Genomic DNA, 19,127 nt, shown 5'->3' with positions numbered 1-19,127 from the left:
ATGAATGATATCGCATCGTTCATCGAGCCCTGAAATCTGTCATTCATCAAGTTTTTCATAAACTTTTGACTCTACCTATATATCTACACTTATGTGTTGATACCTTATAATACTTTGTTTAAGAAATCTATTGTTCTTTGTTGCTGTGGATGATTGATGACATCATATGGATTACCCTGTTCTACAATATATCCACCATCCATGAATATAACTTTAGTACCTACTTCTCTCGCAAAACCCATTTCATGAGTGACAACAACCATTGTCATACCCTGACTTGCAAGATCTTTCATAACAGCTAATACTTCTCCAACCATTTCTGGATCGAGAGCACTTGTTGGTTCATCAAAAAGCATAATATCAGGCTTCATTGCGAGGGCCCTTGCAATAGCAACTCTTTGTTTCTGACCACCAGATAACTGTGCTGGATAGCTGTCTGCTTTATCCTTTAAACCAACTCTATCTAATAACTGATAAGCTGTTTCTTCTGCTTCTGCACTTGTCATCTTCTTGAGTTCAACAGGTGCAAGCATAATGTTTTCTTTTACTGTCATATGTGGGAAAAGATTGAAGTGCTGGAATACCATTCCAATGTTTTCTCTCTTCTTATTAATATCAAGTTTAGGATCTGTGATATCTTCTCCATCAACGATGACACTACCACTTGTAATATCTTCAAGACGGTTTAAACATCTTAAGAATGTTGATTTTCCTGATCCTGAAGGACCAATTAAACAGATAACTTCACCTTCATTAATATATAAAGAAATATCTTTTAAAACCTCTAAAGAGCCAAAGTTCTTCTTTAGGTTTTTGACAGAGACTTTTTTATTTGCCATAAGATAACCTCTTTTCTACAACTTTTGATACCTGTGCAAGTACTGTACAGATAAATAAATAATAACAAGCCATAAAACAATAAATGACCATCATATGAGCTGACTGCGTTGCGGCAATTGTTTTACCAACGTTAGTCAATTCTGTTAGACCAATAACAGATAATAATGAAGTATCCTTAATAGAAATAATGAACTGGTTGATGATTGAAGGTAACATCGTTCTTAAAGCCTGTGGTAAGACAATCTTCTTCATTGTTTTACCATAAGTTAAGCCAAGAGATCTAGCTGCTTCAACCTGTCCTTTGTCTACTGCTTCAATACCACCTCTGACGATCTCTGCCATATAAGCACCGGCATTAAGTGATAGAGCAACAGTACCAGCAGTAAAAGTACCCCCAATATTTAACCATCTAAATCCTGTAGGTCTTAACATCTGTCCCAAGCCAAAATATATAATCAATATTTGTACAAGCATTGGTGTACCACGAATGATATAAATATAAAGGTTGGCGATTGCCTTTAATATCTTCATGATCACTGACTTACTTTTTGAAGTATTGACTAATCCAACAATGATTCCAATAATAGTCGCAGCTACTAATGATATAATTGATAATTCAATCGTAATCACTATAGCCTGATTGAATCGACTGGCAAAAAAACCTAAATTTTCAAAAAATCCTTTCACATGAATCCCCCTTTTCTTTTATGTTTATAAATTACACCAATTCTTAATATATGTCAAAGATATTTTATCACAATGAAAATATATTATTAAAATTGTATTAAAAAAGAAACAAAGTTGAACTTTGTTTCCTAATTAGCGTCAAAATGATGCTTTTTAAAGTGTTTATAGTAAATAATAAAGAGTAGTGAGGTCGTAAACCAAGTGACTGGATAAGAGACAACAACACCTTTAATAGTTGGATAGTGCGGTGAAATGAATGTGAGCCAGGCAATACGTAGTACACATATACCTAAGCATACTAATATCATTGGTTTAATTGATTCCCCACATCCTCTCATAGTACCTGAGAATATTTCAACACAACAATATAAGAAATAGAATGGCATTAAGAACAGCATCAAGCTATAGCATTCTTCAATAATATGGGGATCTGATGAGAATAATCTTGTGATATAACTACCTGTTAAGCAGAGTATAGTACTGATTGAAATAGTCATAATGAAAGCCATAGCAAGGGCAGTTCTTGTACCCTTTTTGATACGATCATGAAGATGAGCTCCATAGTTCTGTCCACTAAATGTTGTGATAGCTGCACCAATGGCCGCAATCATCATCCAGAACAGGGCATCTATTTTTACATAAACTGACCATGAAGCAATTGTCTGTGTACCAAAAGCATTGATATGACTCTGTAAGACAATGTTTGAGATACTATACATTGTAGATTGGATACCAGCAGGCGCACCAATCATAATAATCTTCTTTAGTACAGGAAGATGAAATTTCATCTTTGATAATGTAAGCTTGTAGACTTCATTTGTACGCATTAATTGAATAGTAACAAGTATGGCACAGACAAACTGGGCAATGACTGTTGCGATAGCTGCCCCAGCAATACCTTGATGGAAAATGACTACAAAGATAAAGTCAAATACAACATTCACAATACTACATACAATTAAGTAATAGAGTGGTCTTTTACTGTCCCCTACTGCTCTTAAGATTCCTGCACCGATGTTGTAGATTGCCCCTGGAATCATACATAAGAAGTAAAGCTGCATATAGAGAGTGGCATCATTCAATATATCATGTGGTGTACCAATAGCATCTAAACACTGATATGAGAAGAATAAGCCAAAAAGCATCATGAGTATGCCACTGACAATTGCAAGACTATAAGAAGTATGCACTGCCTGATGAATTTTCTTATTGTTTTGTGCACCATAGTATTGGGCGATGACTACGGAAGCACCTGTAGATAAGCCTACATAGAAGTTAACGATTAAACTCGTTAAGTTTCCTGTTGAACCGACTGCAGCAAGTGCGCTTGTGCCTACTGCTTGTCCAACAATGATTGTATCAACAGTGTTATATAACTGTTGAAAGAAACTTCCTATAAGAATAGGAAAAAAGAAAAAAAGCAACTGTTTCCAGATGACTCCCTTAGTGAAATCTTGTGTCTGATTCATGTTATTCCCCCCTAAAAGATTAATACATGATATCATAGAAAAAGAATAAAAGATATGTTATCGTTTACTCTTTTAATCAAAGAAAATTCACTTAAAATAGAAAGAGAGGTGAAGCCCATGATACTAGATATATCACAAGAAAATAAATATACAGAGACTGAAAAAGAAGTAATTAATTATTTAATGAATCACTTAGATTTATTAGAAGAGTTGTCTATTAATGATTTAGCGAAAAAAACTTATACGTCTAATGCAACTATTATTAGATTATGCCGTAAAGCAGGTTATAGTGGATATAAGGCTTTAAAGGTAGATTTAATTAAAGAAAGAGAAGCGAATAAGTATATTGTAGAGAGTGTGGATTATACGACACCTTTTCAATTTAATGAAACAACTGAAGAGATTATGAAGAATATGTTTTCTTTGTATCAGGAGAGTATTAAACAGGTGTATTCTAGTCTAGACATAAATGTGCTCAAGTCTATGGCAGATGAGATTATTCATAAGAAACGTATCTTTTTGTTTAGTTATGGGGATACACAGACTACAGTGATTAATTTTACGAATAAGCTTGTAAAAGTAAATATATTCCCTACTCTTGCGACACAGTTTGGAGAAGAGAGACATATTTCTAAACGTATGAACAAGGATGATTATGCACTTATTATTAGTTATAGAGGGCAAGAAAGACTTCTAGAGTGTGTACAGACATTGAGCAAGAATCATGTGAGAATTGGACTTATTACTGCGAATAAGAAGAATTCATTAATGGCTTATTGTGATGATTTAATTATGATTCCTGATTGTGAGAAAGAGAATAGAATTAGTACATTCTATTCACAATTAGCTTTTCAGTATGTCTTAAGTAATCTTTATGCGATTATTTATCATCAGGTGAATGATTGAACTTTTAGTTCAATCAATTCTATCAATAAGTAAGAATAAAAGAACGTTTGTTTCTATACATATGTAAACCGTTTCATTGTAAGATAATTTATGATAGAAATGAATTAGGTGATGAACATGAATAAAGAAGATGTATTAAAGTTAGAGGAAGAATTAAATTTTGATCATTTTGATGCAGAAGATGCGTATTGCATTGGGAATGAAATAGTAAAGAAAACAAGTAAACCAGTACGTATTAGAATCGTATTAGATGGAGATATTGTGTTCCAGTATTTGATGCCTGGAAAAAAGGGTGTGGAATGGTTAGATAGAAAGCAGAATGCAGTGGAAAGGTATCAACATAGCACTTATTATGTGTTTCTAGATCAAGAAGAAAGACATGTATATGATGAGAATGATTCTACTATCGCGATATGTGGTGGAGGTTTTCCACTTTTTATAAAAGATGAGTTACGTGGGTGTGTGATTGTATCAGGACTTGCCCATGATGAAGATCATCAATTGATTATAGATGTACTAGGAGGATATAAGAATGAAGGTATTTGCGACTGATTTAGATGGTACTTTAGTTCATAATAAAAAAGTAACAGAAACAGATAGAGAGGCCATTGCAGCTTTTCAAAAAGAGAATCTATTTGGTGTTTGTACAGGAAGACCACTGAGCTGTTTATATGATGTAGAGGGTATTCCTTTTGATTTCTATATTATGTGTACAGGTGCACTATTATTAGATAAGGATAAACATGTGATTGAGGAACACCTTTTAGATAAAGAACTTGTGAGGGATATATATAATCATTATAGAGACTACTCTAACATTATTGTACAAACAGAAAGTGAATCTCATTTCTATTTTACTGATTTTATTGATTTTTCTACTTTTACTATGATTAAGGATTTTGAAGAAATCAAGGATTCAAAGTTCTATAGTATTTCTTTAGTGTTTGATACCAATGAAGAAGCAGCAACATTTGTATCAGATGTGCATGATAGATACCCTATGGTATCTGGTTATCAGAATACAAATGTAATTGATATTGTATCAAAGGGTATTTCTAAAGGTACAGGTGTAAAGGCTATTAAGAAACATTTTAATGCGGATAAGATGCTTGGTATTGGTGATTCCTATAATGATTTACCTTTGTTTAAGGCAAGTGATTATAGTTTTACTTTCCATAGTTCTCCTGATAGTTTAAAGAAAGAAGTCAATGATGTGGTAAGTAGTGTGAGTGAAGCAATTAATAAAGTATTGTAGGCAGAGAGTTAATCTCTGTCTTTTTTGTGCACATAGTAAGATAGTTAATATGTGATACATAGTCATTACGCAGAAAAATATTTGAACGCCTTTAAATAGACTTTATGAGAGCCTTACTCAAAACATTTTTTTGATAAAAGTTGTATGATGTAGTTAAGGAGGAGAGCGTTATGTCTACTACAACAAACTACTTCATCAATCTCTATAGAAGTTTAATCATCAAACGTGATGAATTAAAGAATCAAACTGAAGAGAACAAAAAGAATTATTATCAAATGTATAAAGAGTTGTATAAAGAATATTATGGCTTAATGGTTGAGTGTATCTTCCTTAAGAAAAGAATAGCTTATTGTCAGAGATGTAAGAATCATCATATCAAGATATACGAAGAAGAGTTAGAAGGCTATATGGATGCTGTGAAGGAAGATTATATGCATGAATTAGAGGAACTAAGAACTCATAAGAAAATAATGAAACAGCATCTAAGTGATGAAGATATGAAGCAGGCAAAGAAGATATTCAAGAGAATTATTAAAAGAATTAATCCGCAACATTCATTATGGGAGCGGGCAGTTGAATCATATAGATATAATAATTTAAATGATTTAATAGATATAGAAATGTTGGTGGATTATGATAAACAATCCATTAGAAAAAACTTAGATAATACCTACCTCTCAGCACAAATAGAAAGACTCAAGAAAGAAATAGAGTCTATTGAAAATAGAAATCCTAAAATAACAAAAGAGTATCTAGAAAAGAAAATCATGATATACAAATTATATAAATATAACTTAGATAAACAATATTCCTGTTATGAAAAAGTTATGCATGCATGTTAGGAGGAAGCATTTATGGATAATATGAAAGATATGATTTTAGAAGCAGTAGAAATGAATGGGATAGAGAATGTGGTTATGCCTTTAATGAATGAAATCTTTTTGTCTTTTACTGATATTGCAGGAACACGTTATTGCGATAACCAAGATGTATTTAAAAAACTAGAGAAAAATGACCCTCTTCTATTAAAAAGAGAAGCAGATAATAAATATGATAGTAATGCGATTAAGGTACTTACAATGGATGGTGAAAAACTTGGATATATTCCTAAGAGGGATAATGATATTTTTTGTAGATTAATGGATGCAGGTAAGATAATTCATGCAAGAGTGTATTCATGTTATAAAGAGAATTATGACCCTTGGTATGTTTCTATTAAGATCTGTATGATAGATTTCTAGTTATTCACAGAATAAAGAATATAATAAGTGATACATAGTCATTACATGATTATATTATGAATATAGTGATTGATTCCTTCTCTGTGAGAGAAGTCATATTGTTTATGTAATGTCTGGAAATAATTTCTTATATTTTTTTCTATAATAGGTTCATGAGAAGGAATAGTTCCTTCATATCCTTTTCTAGCTGATATCCAAGGATCCTGTGTATGAGTGATTGTTTCTAATACTTTAGCGCTATAGAGACCATATGTATGAATAACTAAATCAATCACATGACATTCTTCTTCACTTAGTGTATTCTCTAATTCTTCAAAGAGTACAAATCGATCATCATCAATAGGATTAAAACTGAACTGCTTGAATAAATGATAAACATCAGGATAGACAGGTCCATGAACCCATGCCTGTGAATGTTCTGTAAACACAGTATGATCATATAAGGCATAAGAGGTTCCCTGAATTAAATAAAGAAGTTTTTGCAGCATTAATGGTGTAACTTCATTTAATCCTTTAAATAAATATGCAATGACCTGTCTCATCTTATCTGATAATACAAATAATTCTTGTAGATTACTCACTGCTTCTTGTGATTTCTTATAAGAAGCTGGAGTAATCTTATTTTTATTTTCCTCTAATTTCTTATAGAAATAATCAGGAGAAAGTAAAGCTTTTTTCATGATATTGGAATACTCAAGAGAAGGCACCTGCCCATCTAGATATCTTTTAATAGTCACTTCACCAAAACCAAGAACTAATGCGAGAGGTCCTTTCCCAATATCATATATCTTTAATAATTTGTTGATATTTTCAATAGTAATTAGATTTTCCTTTTCTCTATACTGTGAATCTATTTCTTTAATATTTAAATCTAGTAAACCAGGTAGAGATATTTCTTCACCACATTCATTACATACTGCAACAGTAATCAAGAAAGTATATTCCTTATCTTTAATAACTTTTCTGATTTCCTGTTTCTTCAATGTGTAAGTTGTTTCTTTTCTGCAGTTTGTACAATAAGTGTGCTTCATGTTCTTATCTCCTTTATGATATGATTTTTATTATTTCGTATCATTATTATACTATGAGTATAATAGAAAATCATCAAAAAGAGAGTAACTACCGATTGTTATCCTGAATAGCTAAAAAAAGCAGAACACACAGTTCTACTTTTTTATATGTTTTCTACCAGATGCATCTGGAATATTTAATTCTGAACGATATTTGGCTACTGTTCTTCTAGATATTTCAATACCTTTATCTTTTAAGAGAGTGGTAATTTTCTGATCACTTAAAGGCTTTATTTTATCTTCATTATTGATAACTTCTTTGATTGTTTCTTTAATAGAATCAACAGAGTTATCTTCTGTTCCCTTTGGAATGAGATCACTTAGAAGAATAAAGCCCTTATCACAATATATATATTTATCCTTAATGGCTCTACTGATTGTAGATTCATGTACTCCAAGTAACATCGCTAAATCTTTTTGTAGAAGTGGATGGCAAGCCCCTTCATTCATAAAAAAATCTTGTTGATAATCTAGTAAGAAGACCGCAATATCATATATGAGATTCTTTCTTTGGCTGAGACATTGTTGTAACCATGAGACTTGTTTTAGTTTAGATTCTATATATTTCTTAGTTTCTTTACTTTCTGCTTCAAGAGACAAGTAACCTGTATTGATGTTTATATCCTTATAAATCACTGGATTTAATTGTACAGCATTATCCTTGATTATTATATCTGGTACAGGATAATTGACTTCAATAGAAGAACTAAACCCGCTGGCTGGACGAGGATTTAATGTCAGGATGATTTGTAGAAGTTCTCTTACTTTGTTTTGGGATATGCCAAGTTTCTTAGAAACAGCATGATAATGACTTTTTGAAAGATCTTCTAAGCATTCTTCAATAAGTTGTTTTGTCTTGTAAATATCTTCTGTTTCTTCGAGGCGCTCCAATTGAAGAAGAAGACATTCCTTTAAAGTGGCTGCACCAAGTCCAGGAGGTTCTAGTTTGGATAATGCATTTTTAGCTTCTATATACTCTTTCTCATCACATTTTAGACAAGTACAAATATCTTGAATCGAGAGACGTAGATATCCATTATCATCTAATAACTCTACAAGAGATTCTACTAATTTTTTATTGTCTATATCCTTGTTTATTAATTGCCAGTGAATGTTTTCCTTTAAACTCTGTTCTGATTTTCTTGAAAGACTATCAATATCAAATTCTTTTCCTATATTAGAAGTACTTTCTATCATATCATCAGTATCTATTAATGGATTCTCAAAAGAAATCTTCTCTATGTGGGCAAGAAGCTGTTGGACGTCCATCTGTAAGATCTGATTCTTTTCAATCTGTTTCTGATATATTTGATGTTTTTGGCCTTGTTTAAGTTCAAGCTTCATCTAAGCCTACTGGCTCCTTAATAACCTTATTCAACAATTCATACAATATAGATAATTCATAATTATCTATATGAATACGATATTTCTTTTCTACATCCTGGAAAACAATTTTTGATATACGATAAAACTCTTTCTGTGCTAAATCTGTAGGTTCTTCTTCATCATCCGTATCATCTGCAGTCATTAATCGTTCAAACATAAATGCAATATGCATATAAAGATTCAATCTTATATGCCCTGACATCTCCATCTTATAGTAATCCTGATAACGATGAAGAATCATTTCTACATCCTGAATAACAACTGTAGGATTGAGGAACTGCAATCTGCTGACAATACCTTCGATTGTAAAGAATCTTACAAATTCATTCTTTAATGCTTCAAATTGTTCTGGTGTAACTACACTTCTTAATGCATTCCATAGGTTTTCTTCACCATGGCCATCTAATATATCATAAACACTCAGCCAAGGTGTTGAAATACCATCATGAAGAGGAGATGTTGTCAATATCATAAGAGTCTGATCAAAATTCTTAGATTCATCTTCATTGAGTAAATCTAAAAGTTTCTTATATTCCATTGTCACAAAATCAAGGCCACAGTCACCTAATGTCTTCTTCATGATTTCCTGTATCTTTTCTGCAATACCTACACCGGACATACATGAAATAAGAATATTCTTATTCTTAGAAAATCCTTCAAAGAACTGTACATCAAAGCTGTTAATCTTTTTTGTGCTTTCTACAATTTGTTCAAAAGAGCCATGACCTAGCATCTTTAAACCAACATCTAATGAAATAGCAGTAGAAACATTATTAATAATCAATAAATCACCGGATAAGTTATTCTTTATCTTTGAATACATACTGCTTAATGATCCTGTATCTACAAGTAAGATTAATCCTTTACCCTTAGCAGAATGCAGGAGATAGTTCTGTACTTTTTCTACAGTCTGATCAAGTGTTGTATCCATAGGCATATCAATACCTTCCATAATAAAGGTACCACACGCCTGATTAACAACCTTTGCAATACTAGATGCTGTTGTATCACCATGTGCTGCAATGAGCCCATTTAATTCAAGAGATTCACTGATATATTCATGAATAGCTAGCGCAAATAAGAAAGCAAGATTATCTTCTAATTGTAATTCATACTTCTTTAATTCAATAATGATGCGATTTGCAACATAGAAAGCTCTAGGGCATGATTGTTCAAAATATGCTTTAAGTTTCCATTCCTGTTCCTTATCAATTCGCATTTGATTAAATGTTGTATAAAGAATATATAATTCTTTACCACAAGAATCATTCATCTTTACACCATATCGAATCAATATATCTTTACAAATCTGTGTAAAGAAACGCTGTTCTGTTAAGTTGTTATGCGTAGGACTAATCTTTCTTAAAATTGCGCGGAAATTCAAATAAAGCTGGTCAATCTGGCTCCATGATGCAGTCTCTATCTTATGAAAGAGATTGATGATTTCAATATGATATTCATCATAATACTCCTGATGAATATACTCTTTGGGCTGATTCCATATAATGGATATTTCCATATTACGTTCAGTCTGAAATTCTGTTGTATTGACAGGTAAATCTCCCCCTGCATGAATAAGCTCTGCTTCAGAAATAAGAAGATTGTCTTCTTTACCATGTTTGAAATAAGCTTCTGCACAGCTAACCTGAATTAAATTTCTTAATCTCCCAATATTACCAGGAAACTTAGAGAAACAAAGCATCTTAACAGCACCACTAGAAATAGTGAGGTTCTTTTTAATCTTTTCTGCTTCTTCTTTATAGAATGTTTCTATGAGTTCTATGCGTTCCTGTAAAGGACGTTCAGTAATGTTAGGAATACTAATCTGTAATGTAATTCTTCTTCTGAATGTTTCTAATAAGACTTCTTGTGGGTTTTCTGTTGTCGCAAATATGAATCTCACATTTGAATGTCTCCATTTAGAATCACCAAGAGGTCGATATTTACCTGTATCCATAAATACAAATAACTTTTCCTGATTTTCAAATGATAAACGATGTACTTCATCTAAGAAAAGATAACCACCATCTGCTTCCTGAAGTAACCCTGTCTTATCAGAATCTGCCCCTGTAAAGCTTCCTTTCTTATAACCAAGTAATGTAGCTGAAAGAAGTTCAGGGTTATTTGCATAATCTGCACAGTTCAATACAACAAAAGGTGCTTTTTTATCAATGTTCCCTGTCTGTAATGCATGATTATAGATAAGCTTTGCGATATAGCTTTTACCTACACCACTTTCACCAATAATAAGAATCGGAAGACCATGAGGTGGATAAGAAACAGATGCTTTACACATTTCTACTATTTTCTTATGACTTCCTGTTGCACCAATCATAGAATCAAATACTTCTGAATCTAACTCTTCTTCAACAGATGCACTCTGTTCTTCTTTTTCAATATACCAGTAAGTCGGTCTTGTATCTGTTTTCTTTACTTTTTCCTCATCAAAAAGCTGATTTAAATAATGTGTCACAATCTGTCTGCTTAAATGTAGATTGTCTGCAATCTGAGATGTAGGAATCTTTTCAGACTCATTTAAGCATTCTTGAAGTGATATATAAACCTTATCTTTTACATCCATCATGATACCTCCTTGCTCTTAATTAATTATAACTTGAAAGCTGTTAGAAAACAATTTAATGCCAACACGCATGAAAAGGAAGATATAGGGATATCTTCCTGTCTGACTATCTTGGGAGTCTTGCTCTTCTATTTGGGAATTCTTTATCGAATCCTTCTTTATGATCACAATACCAATAAGCGACTGTACAAACATCATCCTGTCTTTCATATAATGAAAGATCATCGTTACCAATCTGCTGTAATGTGACTTTGATATCTTCATCAAAGGCAATTGGATCTAAAATATGGAATCTGTATAAGCCATGGCGAGGAAGACTGTCATCACCAAAAGCATGAACAGCATTCAACTTACCTGTTTCAAATCTTTCTCTTGTCTTATCCTTTGTTGAATAGAATGGATAACCTAAGAATAAGTTAGAATATGGTTTAACTGAAGGTCTTCCTAATTCATCTTTCTGATGGAATGCCCAGGCACCACCAAAGTAGTCTTCTGAACCTGTTGATGAAACTGTTGGATAGTCTTCATCACCATCAAGATAGAACTTAAATTCTCCTTCACCCCACCAATATCTTTCAAGTGCAGTTAAACCAAGGTAAGTACCTACATAGTAGCCTTTACCTTTCACATCATCTAAAATAACATAGTCTTTTGCAAGTTCAGTCTGACGTTCTCTGCGCCAATAAGCATGGAAATATAAACAATTTTCAGGTAAAGCATCAACTTCAGCATAATTAATTGTATAGAAGAATGATGTTATATCTTTTGGATGTTCATTTGTCATTGTAATGACTGCTCTTTTTGCGAATGGCATTTCAAAATAGCTGTTCATTCCTCCAGTAGGATTCACAACGATTGGTAAAGAAGCAACGTCACATCTTTCACCAAAACCATTACAGAAGAAATCACCAATAGGGGCTTCTACTGCAGGTGTATCACTACCATCCCAATAGATTCTTAAGACAGCATCTCTCATGACAAAGCTGCCTTTTTCAGTATTTTCACGGATTGTCATCCACATATGTCTAATAATACCTGGACCTTTTATATCCGCAATCACTGTTTCTTCACCCATAGGTAATTTAATGCTTCCACGTCCTTTTCTTGATGGACCTAGAGCACTTGCTTCCATACACGCTTTGCCTTTTTCACCAGTTGGGTTTTCTGGTGATACAGCTCTAGAACGTTCTCCTTTATAAGTCATGATATTACTTAGTAAGTTCATAATCTTCTCCTTCCTTTACTGCATGTTGATTGACAGTAATTGAATAATTATTTTTATTGGTAATGTGAATGTGCTGATCAGTTACCTTGATATCAAATCTTGATTCACCAATATGGAAATCCTCCCAGAAGAAGTTTCCAATAAATTCTTTAGGATGAATAGTTAAGTGTTTATTTGGTGCATCATAGTTGATTCCTAAGAATTCTGTAATGAACAAGATATAGAAGATACCTGAGGCCCATCCACATTTACCACAACTGTTCATTCGTGTGACATCTCCAGTAGATGCCCCTACTTTATAAGGCCACCACCACCAGCTGCCATCTAAATCAGCCAGTCTTTCTAATTCTTTAAATCTGCCGTTTTCTCCACTCCAATTTTCTACATTATCTGCACCATTCAATATTGAAATATATCCTGGGAATGTTGCACCTGACTGGTTACCCCATTTAATCCCTCTGCTCAGTTTACTATAAGTAGGATTCTCATCACTTGAACTGAATTGTCCATAGTGAGTTGTTCTGTCTCCTGTCTCATAGCCATAATATTTCAATAATGTAGTGTCTGATTCTTCACCATCATGCATTCTTAACGTGATAGTACCGTCATGATCCACATCAGTTAAAAACTGAAGTCCTTGATCAAGCATCTCTTTACGATAGCATTCATCAGACATATGTTCTTTAGCATCTAGATCAAGTGAGGCAATACCTTCTAGAAAAATACGATGACCATTTGATTCTACAGTCATATATTTCTCTATATCATTCTTGATTGCCTGGGCTTCATTTTCTAATTCAATTGCATATTCCTTTTCGTCAAAGATTTCAAGTGCAAGTCTTGATAGGGAGCGACATGCACGATATACACAGATATTGGATCCTGTATGATATGTACCAAGGGAGTAGGCGTCTGAAATCCAGATACTGTGGTATAAGTGTGGTTCATCTGGATTTCTAGAAGTAATGACTTCATTCAGGATTTCCTTCATCTGTTTATAGAGATCTTCGTTATCTAAAAAGAAATGTTTGTCGGCAAAATAATCATAATACGCACCAGAAAGTAGAATAACTGATAATGAATTGCTTAATGAATGGAAGATGCCGCCTTTAAATTTAGTACCTGGGTATTTGATACCATATTGGGCAAACCATTTTATTGTTTTTTTACATAGGTCTGGTTCGGTCATTGTATAAGGCAAGCTAGAATAATACATATCTTTATTCCATATATGAGGAGTAACGGGGTAAGTGCCCCAATTTGAACCGAGTATTTGATTATACCCATTCATGGCGAAAGCACCGGACGCCTGTTGATAAGCTCTTTCAATTAAGTAGCCCGCCATTGGGTCATCATCAAAATGGACTGTACCTATGCATTGTTTATAATACTGACGTGTTTCTTTGAGCCATTCATCAATACTTCTACTAAACAGCTTCTGTGTATCCTGATATGCATTAGGATCAGTGAAAGCAATCATGAATTCTTTTTGAGAATGAGGTGGTAAAGTAAATGAAATACAGTTGTGAGATTGTGTCTCACGGCATTCTATTAATACATTTCTTGTATCAGAGTATTTCTTTTTATAAAGAGAAGGAAGTTCTAAGACACCTTCTCCTTCTGTATCGCTTTGGTTCTCAACGATAATAGCATACATCAAACTACTTAATCTTTCTCCATCATGAGTAATAGGTGCACAAGCAATTAAGCTTACTGTTCCATAGTTAAAATGATGAATACTTCTTGGAAAAAGATTATCTGCAAGATCAGATACGACATCTACACTATCAGATTTTAATTCAGTTCTTTTACCATTCCATGTGATAGAGACAGAAAGATCATGTTCCTGGACAAAGTCTTTTCCTACCCATACACCTGGTTTGCTTTCCATAAGGTAATTGTGATGAAAGAAGGTAAGGTTGGAAATAGTTCCAAATTCATCAATGTTGGCTTGAACTTTTTGATTGGACGAATCAAATGAGAATGTATCATCTGGAAGCTTATTGCAATAATAACTGATTGTGTTGTCTGTACTATAGATTCCATTCTTGATTCTTAGCATATAGAACGGATTGCATTTCATTGTATTCAAAGCGACCTCCTGCGGTATTTATTAGCAAATACCTAATAGTGATAAAACGATTCCTAATGCAACGATACCAAAGATAATAGCGATAACGTTGACTTTCTTGTTTAATAGCTTATAGCAGCCAAATGTCATTAATAATGGAACGATACCTTTAAAGATACTATCAAGAGCTGATTGAACATTCATTAACGACTGTCCCTTCATCTTGAATTCAAGAACTGTTTTAAAGATAACAGTATTGCTTGTCATAGCACCTACCATGATTAAACCAACAATACCAGCTGCCTTTGTAAGGATTTCAATCATGCCATTAGCATATAATTTTTCAATATACTTAGCCCCTAAAGAATATCCTAAACATGCACCATAGTATCTGCATAAGAAGTTTGGTACGTTGAATAATACTAAGAAGATAATTGGAGCAAGAATGTTACCTGCATTAGCAAAACCAATTGCTAGACCTGCACATACAACTCTCCATACACCCCAGAACAATGAATCACCAATACCGGCTAATGGACCCATTAAACTTGTTTTAATAGAACCAATTGCATTGGCATCAAAGTCTGGTTTTTCACTGTTTTCTTTTTCCATTGAACCGGCAATACCCATTACAAATGATGCCATAGGTACTGTAGTACTGAAGTAAGAGACATGTCTTGCAAGAGCTTCACGTCTTTTCTTTTCATCATTCTTATAGAAATGGTTGATAAATGGAATCATAGCATAACAGAAACCAGCACCACCCATAGTAACTGGGTTAACAGATGCATACATAGCGCCTGATCTCCAGAACATCTTTCTAATTAATTTCTTTTCTTCTTTATCAATGTTGTTCATTAGTTTCATGCGAAAAAGTCCTCCTCTTCACTGTCATTAGCTGTAGTATTTACGACAGCTGGTTTAGCCATCATATCTTTTAACTGCATATCACGTTGTGCTGTTACAAATGCGATAACGACACCTAATACTGCGATTGCGATTAATGGTAATTTTAAATAAGCGACTGCAACAAATCCAAAAATAAAGTAAATACCTATTTTCTTATCCCATAGCATCTGTAATAACATAGCCATACCTACAGCAGGAAGCATGTTACCAGCAACTGTTAAACCATTCATGATTACCTTAGGAATTGACTGTAAGATTGTCTGCACTACATCAGATCCTAACCATACAGCAAAGAATGGAATTAAAGCATATAAACCATAGTGTAATACCCATAAACCAAAGTGAAGGGCTGTGATTGATTTATCTTTACCTTCTAAAGCTAGCTGTTCAAATTTTGGTGCGAATGGACCAATAACGAATGAGAAAATAAAGTTCATGAACTGAAGACCTAATACAGCAAGTGGGAATACGATTGGAATAATAGTACCAACATTTCCACCCATCTGAATTGTGAAGGCTGTAGCAAGACCTGCAGCTAGAGCTGGCTCAGCAGTACTTGAAATACCTACATTGACAACTCCCATAAAGATTGATTCTAAAGATGCTCCAACTAATAAACCTGTCTGAACATCTCCTAGCAATAAACCAGTAAGAGGTGCAACAACGATTGGTCTACTTAACATGACCATACCGAATAATTCGTGTCCTCCAACGCCTACGAATACTGCCAATGCGACGAAAAATGCGTTTAACATAATAACTCTCTCCTATCTCTTATAAATTTTTTAATACGTTTGTAGCAAGTTTCTTTTCCATTGAAGGTGTACCCTGGAAAAATGTATCTGGATATAATTCAACTAATTCTTTTAATGCTTCTAATTCTTCTTTTGTAAGCATAACTTCCTTAGTTAAAGTAATCTTTTCACCTGAAGTCATCTTTCCAGCGTTACCTAAGTTAACCCTTTCAATATTCTTGTATTTCTTACATAAAGTAACAGCATCACGTACTGTTGGCACAAGAACCATTAAGCGCATCTTTTCTGATCTAGGATCATCTAAGATTGATGAAACGCCTTCTACTGATTTAATAATACATTTAATACCTTCTGGCACTGCCATCTTTAATGACATCTTCTGTAATTCGTTTGATGCTGCTTCATCACTTGCAACAACTAAACCATGAAGTTTTAGTTCCTTTGTCCAAGTCATAGCAACCTGTCCATGAATTAATCTTTCGTCAACTCTTAAACAAACAATCATTTTCTTTTCCTCTCTTTCTTATAGAAGAAAATCGTCATCGTTTTCTTCTGTGTTGTTTTTTTCAATTTCTACTAAGCATAACTGTTCTCTAGCTTCTTCAATCTTAGCCTTTAAGAACTCGTTAGTAAGTTTTTCTGGAGTCATAGTGACTTCAATAAGAACAGCTAAATTGAATCCTGATACCAAGAAAGTGTTTTCCCTTACACAATATGGAATCATCTTCTGATTTACACTTCCACCCTTAATATCAGTAAAGATAACTACTTCGTCTTCCTGTGGAATCTTTGCAAAATATTCTTCAATCTGCTCATTGATAGGTTTCTGTCCATCTACATAAGCTGTAATATACTCTACGTTATCTACATTACCGATTAAGAATTCCATTGTTGATCTTGCACCTGAAGCAAGTAAGCCATGTGTGGCTATTAAAATATGTCTCATTTTCATATTCCCCTTACACTTATATAAGTTGCAATTGTCATGCCAACTTTTAAGTTTTCTGTTTTATATTTTCTCCTTTCTTTTTCTTTTCACTTATATATACTGCAATTGACGTGCCAACTTTTAGTTTTTATTTATTAATTCTTTTATTTCTTTTTCTTCTGGCATTACTCTTAATGCACCCTTCTTAGTTGTAATTAAAGAAGCTGCTGCATTCGCAAACTGAAGCATTTCTTTTAAATCTTCTTCAGTCACATTGTCCAAGCCATGCTTAAGTACTGCATGAAGTGCACAGGCTCCAAATGTATCACCTGCACCTGTTGTTTCAATCGTATCCTTATTTAAATAAGGCTCCATAAATACTTTTAAATCACCATAGTAAGCGATACTACCATTTGGACCAAGTGTGACATTGATGAGTTTTGCATGTGTTCTTTGTCTAATGATGTCAATTCCCTTATCATAATCATCAGTACCTGTAAGCCATTCAATCTCATTATCCGCAATCTTTAAGATATCGCATTGTTCAATACCATACCAGATCTGTTTAGCTGCAAGATCTTCACTTTTCCATAAAGGTGGTCTTAAGTTAGGGTCAAAAGAAATAATCTTATTTTTCTTTTTTGCATAATCAACCATCGCATAAGTAGCAGATCTTACTGGCTCATCCGTCATAGACAAAGAGCCAAAGTGGAAGATACGGCAGTTATCAATTAATTCATAATTCACTTCGTCTTCCCTAAGCATCATATCTGCTCCTGGCTTTCTATAGAAAGAGAAGCTACGGTCTCCTGTTTCATCATTATCTACAAAAGCAAGTGTTGTTTTAGCATCTGGATCCATTACAAGTCCTGTAGAATCAATCTTCTGTTCTGAGATTGTATTCTTTAATAGTTTGCCAAACTCATCATCTCCTACTTTACCAATAAAAGCAGTTTTATAACCTAATTTTCCAAGCATAGCAAGTACATTACATGGTGCACCTCCTGGATTGGCTTCATAAACACGATTGTTTTGTTTACTTAAGCCATTTCTAGTGAAGTCTATTAATAGTTCACCTGTTGCTGTTACATCGTACATAGAATACCTCCATTGTTTATTCACTTATATATACTGCAATGCACATGCCAAGTTTGAGGTATAAATAAAAAAACTCACAGTTTATGTACTGTGAGATGAAATAAAATAAAAAAGTGACGCAACGCAGGCGCTGCATCACATAAAACAAAATGTTTTTGTCCTTCGTCAGTATTATAGATTCTTTTCATATAAATAGTCAATAACATTTACGACAACCCACTCAGAATTACCTCGTATTTGAAGCATGATATTTATGTTTCTACACATTCTAGGATACTCTTATTCTTATAGGCACATCCACTTTATATAGAGATAATAGTTTTCTGACAATTTCAGATAAAAAAAGTAGCCCAACGCAGGCGTCGGGCTACATAAAACATAAATGTTTTTGTTCCTATATGTATTATACGTTTCTTTCATATAAATAGTCAACAACATTTTTTAGCGAGTATTTTTGAACAAAAGAGTAATACTCTACTATTTAGCAGCATTCTTCAAAATAAAAACAGATTCCCTGTTTTTATTTTGAAGAATCAGCTCTATATAGCTATTTTTCTCAATTTATTAACGCATTTGCTGTTTTAAAAAAAGATGGCGCTATTTTGCAACCATCTTCTCTATATTATTTATTTTGGGTCTTTAATTTTTGTGGGGGTCAGACCTTCGCTCTAAATATTTGGGGGTCTTGGAAACAGCACCTTTAAAT

Annotated in this window: 18 protein-coding genes; 5 read left to right on the top strand and 13 right to left on the bottom strand. The window is 33.4% G+C overall.

The genetic code is table 11. From position 1 onward, the window contains the following. Positions 1–104: 104 nt before the first annotated feature. The 3 genes from ABUA27_RS06895 to ABUA27_RS06885 all read right to left on the bottom strand — a co-directional run bounded on the left by ABUA27_RS06895 (position 105) and on the right by ABUA27_RS06885 (position 2,996). On the bottom strand, positions 105–839 hold the full coding sequence (locus ABUA27_RS06895; RefSeq protein WP_349820452.1) for an amino acid ABC transporter ATP-binding protein: 735 nt from the start codon (positions 837–839) through the stop codon (positions 105–107). Further along, a complete protein-coding gene (locus ABUA27_RS06890; RefSeq protein WP_129981180.1) occupies positions 829–1,527 on the bottom strand; it encodes an amino acid ABC transporter permease in 699 nt (232 codons plus the stop codon). Before ABUA27_RS06890 ends, ABUA27_RS06895 begins: the two co-directional genes overlap by 11 nt. A gap of 128 nt (positions 1,528–1,655) precedes the next feature. Further along, entirely contained in the window at positions 1,656–2,996 is a 1,341-nt protein-coding gene (locus ABUA27_RS06885) for an MATE family efflux transporter (RefSeq protein ID WP_238634431.1), read from the bottom strand. A gap of 117 nt (positions 2,997–3,113) precedes the next feature. On the opposite strand from ABUA27_RS06885, the gene ABUA27_RS06880 reads away from it, so the two are divergent. The 5 genes from ABUA27_RS06880 (at position 3,114) to ABUA27_RS06860 (ending at position 6,398) form a co-directional block, all read left to right on the top strand. After that, the gene (locus ABUA27_RS06880) at positions 3,114–3,902 is read left to right on the top strand and encodes a MurR/RpiR family transcriptional regulator (protein WP_161220282.1); all 789 of its coding nucleotides are present in this window, start codon (positions 3,114–3,116) and stop codon (positions 3,900–3,902) included. A gap of 117 nt (positions 3,903–4,019) precedes the next feature. Beyond that, positions 4,020–4,454, top strand: coding sequence for a heme-binding protein (locus ABUA27_RS06875; RefSeq protein ID WP_287968338.1), 435 nt, complete (start codon positions 4,020–4,022; stop codon positions 4,452–4,454). Next, complete coding sequence (locus tag ABUA27_RS06870) at positions 4,435–5,157, top strand: HAD-IIB family hydrolase (RefSeq protein ID WP_287968339.1); 723 nt, start codon at positions 4,435–4,437, stop codon at positions 5,155–5,157. The genes ABUA27_RS06875 and ABUA27_RS06870 overlap by 20 nt, the downstream gene beginning before the upstream one ends. 170 nt (positions 5,158–5,327) lie before the next feature. After that, on the top strand, positions 5,328–5,999 hold the full coding sequence (locus tag ABUA27_RS06865) for a hypothetical protein (protein WP_287968340.1): 672 nt from the start codon (positions 5,328–5,330) through the stop codon (positions 5,997–5,999). Between the two features lie 12 nt (positions 6,000–6,011). Further along, a complete protein-coding gene (locus ABUA27_RS06860; protein ID WP_287968341.1) occupies positions 6,012–6,398 on the top strand; it encodes an HIRAN domain-containing protein in 387 nt (128 codons plus the stop codon). Between the two features lie 41 nt (positions 6,399–6,439). Here ABUA27_RS06860 and ABUA27_RS06855 read toward each other — a convergent pair whose 3' ends face one another. The 10 genes from ABUA27_RS06855 to ABUA27_RS06810 all read right to left on the bottom strand — a co-directional run bounded on the left by ABUA27_RS06855 (position 6,440) and on the right by ABUA27_RS06810 (position 18,421). After that, entirely contained in the window at positions 6,440–7,429 is a 990-nt protein-coding gene (locus tag ABUA27_RS06855) for a type II toxin-antitoxin system antitoxin SocA domain-containing protein (protein ID WP_349820451.1), read from the bottom strand. 135 nt (positions 7,430–7,564) lie between these two features. After that, the gene (rpoN, locus tag ABUA27_RS06850; protein WP_349820450.1) at positions 7,565–8,812 is read right to left on the bottom strand and encodes an RNA polymerase factor sigma-54; all 1,248 of its coding nucleotides are present in this window, start codon (positions 8,810–8,812) and stop codon (positions 7,565–7,567) included. Next, positions 8,802–11,435: a sigma 54-interacting transcriptional regulator gene (locus ABUA27_RS06845; protein WP_349820449.1), complete on the bottom strand. Its 2,634-nt coding sequence runs from the start codon at positions 11,433–11,435 to the stop codon at positions 8,802–8,804. The genes rpoN and ABUA27_RS06845 overlap by 11 nt, the downstream gene beginning before the upstream one ends. 106 nt (positions 11,436–11,541) lie before the next feature. Beyond that, positions 11,542–12,660: a glycoside hydrolase family 172 protein gene (locus tag ABUA27_RS06840; protein WP_287968345.1), complete on the bottom strand. Its 1,119-nt coding sequence runs from the start codon at positions 12,658–12,660 to the stop codon at positions 11,542–11,544. Beyond that, positions 12,644–14,743: a glucosidase family protein gene (locus tag ABUA27_RS06835; RefSeq protein WP_349820453.1), complete on the bottom strand. Its 2,100-nt coding sequence runs from the start codon at positions 14,741–14,743 to the stop codon at positions 12,644–12,646. Before ABUA27_RS06835 ends, ABUA27_RS06840 begins: the two co-directional genes overlap by 17 nt. Positions 14,744–14,773: 30 nt before the next feature. After that, the gene (locus tag ABUA27_RS06830) at positions 14,774–15,598 is read right to left on the bottom strand and encodes a PTS system mannose/fructose/sorbose family transporter subunit IID (RefSeq protein ID WP_287968346.1); all 825 of its coding nucleotides are present in this window, start codon (positions 15,596–15,598) and stop codon (positions 14,774–14,776) included. Continuing rightward, on the bottom strand, positions 15,595–16,395 hold the full coding sequence (locus ABUA27_RS06825) for a PTS mannose/fructose/sorbose/N-acetylgalactosamine transporter subunit IIC (protein WP_022425285.1): 801 nt from the start codon (positions 16,393–16,395) through the stop codon (positions 15,595–15,597). The genes ABUA27_RS06830 and ABUA27_RS06825 overlap by 4 nt, the downstream gene beginning before the upstream one ends. Positions 16,396–16,414: 19 nt before the next feature. Next, positions 16,415–16,900: a PTS sugar transporter subunit IIB gene (locus ABUA27_RS06820; RefSeq protein ID WP_287968348.1), complete on the bottom strand. Its 486-nt coding sequence runs from the start codon at positions 16,898–16,900 to the stop codon at positions 16,415–16,417. An 18-nt stretch (positions 16,901–16,918) separates the two neighbouring features. Then, the gene (locus ABUA27_RS06815; RefSeq protein ID WP_349820448.1) at positions 16,919–17,341 is read right to left on the bottom strand and encodes a PTS sugar transporter subunit IIA; all 423 of its coding nucleotides are present in this window, start codon (positions 17,339–17,341) and stop codon (positions 16,919–16,921) included. Positions 17,342–17,464: 123 nt separating this feature from the next. Continuing rightward, positions 17,465–18,421 carry a carbohydrate kinase family protein gene (locus tag ABUA27_RS06810; RefSeq protein WP_349820447.1) on the bottom strand — a complete coding sequence of 319 codons (957 nt, stop codon included), beginning with the start codon at positions 18,419–18,421 and terminating at the stop codon, positions 17,465–17,467. Between the last annotated feature and the right edge of the window lie 706 nt (positions 18,422–19,127).

The organism is Catenibacterium sp. RTP21428st1_D7_RTP21428_210409 (genome assembly GCF_040227455.1).
Lineage (GTDB): Bacteria > Bacillota_I > Bacilli_A > Erysipelotrichales > Coprobacillaceae > Catenibacterium > Catenibacterium mitsuoka_A.
The sequence above is the reverse complement of the archived record's forward strand: the minus strand, read 5'-3'. Positions and strand labels throughout refer to the sequence as shown.

Excerpts from the sequence above, each read along its gene's own strand:
- ABUA27_RS06835 (WP_349820453.1), bottom strand. The coding sequence starts at position 14,743 with ATGAAATGCAATCCGTTCTATATGCTAAGAATCAAGAATGGAATCTAT.
- ABUA27_RS06845 (WP_349820449.1), bottom strand. The coding sequence starts at position 11,435 with ATGGATGTAAAAGATAAGGTTTATATATCACTTCAAGAATGCTTAAAT.
- ABUA27_RS06880 (WP_161220282.1), top strand. The coding sequence starts at position 3,114 with ATGATACTAGATATATCACAAGAAAATAAATATACAGAGACTGAAAAA.
- ABUA27_RS06875 (WP_287968338.1), top strand. The coding sequence starts at position 4,020 with ATGAATAAAGAAGATGTATTAAAGTTAGAGGAAGAATTAAATTTTGAT.
- ABUA27_RS06865 (WP_287968340.1), top strand. The coding sequence starts at position 5,328 with ATGTCTACTACAACAAACTACTTCATCAATCTCTATAGAAGTTTAATC.
- ABUA27_RS06840 (WP_287968345.1), bottom strand. The coding sequence starts at position 12,660 with ATGAACTTACTAAGTAATATCATGACTTATAAAGGAGAACGTTCTAGA.
- ABUA27_RS06870 (WP_287968339.1), top strand. The coding sequence starts at position 4,435 with ATGAAGGTATTTGCGACTGATTTAGATGGTACTTTAGTTCATAATAAA.
- ABUA27_RS06855 (WP_349820451.1), bottom strand. The coding sequence starts at position 7,429 with ATGAAGCACACTTATTGTACAAACTGCAGAAAAGAAACAACTTACACA.
- ABUA27_RS06815 (WP_349820448.1), bottom strand. The coding sequence starts at position 17,341 with ATGAGACATATTTTAATAGCCACACATGGCTTACTTGCTTCAGGTGCA.
- ABUA27_RS06860 (WP_287968341.1), top strand. The coding sequence starts at position 6,012 with ATGGATAATATGAAAGATATGATTTTAGAAGCAGTAGAAATGAATGGG.
- rpoN (WP_349820450.1), bottom strand. The coding sequence starts at position 8,812 with ATGAAGCTTGAACTTAAACAAGGCCAAAAACATCAAATATATCAGAAA.
- ABUA27_RS06885 (WP_238634431.1), bottom strand. The coding sequence starts at position 2,996 with ATGAATCAGACACAAGATTTCACTAAGGGAGTCATCTGGAAACAGTTG.
- ABUA27_RS06825 (WP_022425285.1), bottom strand. The coding sequence starts at position 16,395 with ATGTTAAACGCATTTTTCGTCGCATTGGCAGTATTCGTAGGCGTTGGA.
- ABUA27_RS06820 (WP_287968348.1), bottom strand. The coding sequence starts at position 16,900 with ATGATTGTTTGTTTAAGAGTTGACGAAAGATTAATTCATGGACAGGTT.
- ABUA27_RS06895 (WP_349820452.1), bottom strand. The coding sequence starts at position 839 with ATGGCAAATAAAAAAGTCTCTGTCAAAAACCTAAAGAAGAACTTTGGC.
- ABUA27_RS06810 (WP_349820447.1), bottom strand. The coding sequence starts at position 18,421 with ATGTACGATGTAACAGCAACAGGTGAACTATTAATAGACTTCACTAGA.
- ABUA27_RS06830 (WP_287968346.1), bottom strand. The coding sequence starts at position 15,598 with ATGAAACTAATGAACAACATTGATAAAGAAGAAAAGAAATTAATTAGA.